The organism is Tepidimonas sp. (assembly GCF_036825565.1).
GTDB lineage: Bacteria > Pseudomonadota > Gammaproteobacteria > Burkholderiales > Burkholderiaceae_C > Tepidimonas.
In genome coordinates this window covers 1-2039 of the sequence record NZ_DAISXZ010000131.1, presented here as the reverse complement: position 1 = coordinate 2039, position 2039 = coordinate 1, and the positions used below count along the sequence as shown (strand labels likewise).

At 74.4% G+C, this 2039-nt stretch carries 2 protein-coding genes; both read left to right on the top strand.

The annotated features are described in order from the left end of the window. A partial coding sequence (locus V7026_RS11385) for an NAD(P)/FAD-dependent oxidoreductase (RefSeq protein ID WP_334155488.1) occupies positions 1-1068 on the top strand: 1068 nt, incomplete at its 5' end. Next, the gene (gene gluQRS, locus V7026_RS11380) at positions 1065-1997 is read left to right on the top strand and encodes a tRNA glutamyl-Q(34) synthetase GluQRS (RefSeq protein ID WP_334155489.1); all 933 of its coding nucleotides are present in this window, start codon (positions 1065-1067) and stop codon (positions 1995-1997) included. The genes V7026_RS11385 and gluQRS, both read left to right, overlap by 4 nt. Positions 1998-2039: the final 42 nt, after the last annotated feature.

The window sequence follows — 2039 nt, the reverse complement described above, 5'->3', positions numbered from 1 at the left end:
GCCCCGCCCCCCGCCGCGCCGCGACATACGGCCGTGGTGGGGGCGGGGATTGCCGGCATCACGGCGGCGCGCACGCTGGCGCAGGCGGGCTGGCGGGTGACGGTGTTCGAGAAAAGCCGCGGCGCTGGTGGGCGCATGGCCACGCGCCGAACCGCCTTCGGCGGCTTCGACCACGGGGCGCAGTTCTTCACGGTGCGCGACGCGCGCTTCCGGCTTGCCCTGGACGCCACCGGCGCGCCGGTGGCCCCTTGGGACGCGAGCCTGGTGCGCGTGCTGGACAACCTGGGCCGCCACGTCGCCGCCGCCCCCCTGCCGCGCGAGACGCGCTGGGTCGCCACCCCGGGGATGAGCGCGTTGGTCAAGGCCTGGGCCGAACCACTGGTGGACGGCCCGGCCGGGCACTGTCACTGGGAATCACGCGTCGTGCGGCTGGAACCGGACGCCATCGCCCCGACGCGCTGGCAAATCCGGGTCGAAGGCCCCGACGACACACCCGCCGTGCACGGCGGCTTCGACGCCGTGCTGCTCGCCATCCCCGCGCCGCAGGCGCTGGAGCTGCTGCGTGCCAGCGATCTGGCCGCCGACTGGCAGGCACGCCTGGCACGCGACGTCGCCATGGCCCCTTGCTGGACCCTGATGGCGGCCTGGCCGCAGGCCATGCAGCCCGGGCTGGATGGCCTGGGGCCGCGCTGGCACGCCGCCCGCGGCGACCACCACCGCATCGCCTGGGTGGCGCGCGAGCCCAGCAAGCCGGGGCGCGATTCGGTGGAGCGCTGGGTGGTGCAGGCCAGCCCGGCCTGGTCGGCCGAACATCTGGAGGACGACCCCGATCGCATCACCGCCAAGCTGCTCAAGGGCTTTGCGGAGATCACCGGCATCCACGCCACTCCCAACCACGCCGTCGCCCACCGCTGGCGGTATGCGCAGACCCAGCGGCCCCTGGGCGAGCCCTGCCTCTGGGACCCCCAGCGCGGGCTGGGCTTGTGCGGCGACTGGTGCTTGGGACACCGGGTGGAGAGCGCATTCCTGTCCGGGCTGGAACTGGCCCTCACCGTATCGGAGGGCTGAGAGTGCGGCCCGGCACGGCCTATCGCGGACGCTTTGCCCCCTCGCCCACGGGCCTGCTGCACGCCGGCTCACTGGTCGCAGCCCTGGCCAGTTGGCTGGATGCACGCGCCCACGGCGGTGCCTGGCTGGTGCGCATCGAAGACGTGGACCGGCCGCGTTGCGTGACGGGGGCGGATGCCGCCATTCTCGAGCAACTGCGAGCCTGCGGTCTGACGCCGGACGAACCCGTGTGGTGGCAGTCTCGGCGGGACGCCGCCTACGCCCAAGCCCTGCAGCGCCTGATCGACGTGGGATGGGCGTACCCGTGCGCCTGCACGCGGCAGGACATCGAGGCCGCCTGGCTCGCCCGCGGCGTGCCGCGCGAGCGCCACAGCGCCCGTCCCTACCCCGGCACCTGCCGGCCGGAGCGCGGCGGCCTGCGCGGCCACGCGCCGCGTGCGTGGCGGCTGCACGTCGGACGGGTGATCGCCGACCGGGGTCTGCCCGTGCCTTTGCCATGGCGCGACCGGCGCCTGGGCCCCCAAACCCAGGATGTCGAGGCGGCCGTGGGCGACTTCGTGCTCAAACGCGCCGACGGCCTGTGGGCCTATCAGCTCGCCGTGGTGGTGGACGATGCGGCAGAGGGCATCACCGACGTGGTGCGGGGCGAGGATCTGACCGACAACACCCCGCGCCAGATCGTGCTGCAGCAGGCCCTGGGCGTGCCGACGCCACGCTACCTGCACACCCCGCTGGTGCGCGACGCCCGGGGCGACAAGCTCTCCAAGCAAAATGGCGCGCAGGCGCTGGACCTGCACGACCCGCTCGCCGCACTCGCGGCCGCTGCCGCCGTGCTCGGACTGCCGGGCCCGGCACACCCCACGGCCCCGCACAGTCTGCTGGGCTGGATCCATGCCTGGCGGGAGCGCTGTCTACAATTCGGTCCGTGACCGCATCCCCGCCCCCCCCGCCCGCGCCCGCCTCTGTGCCCG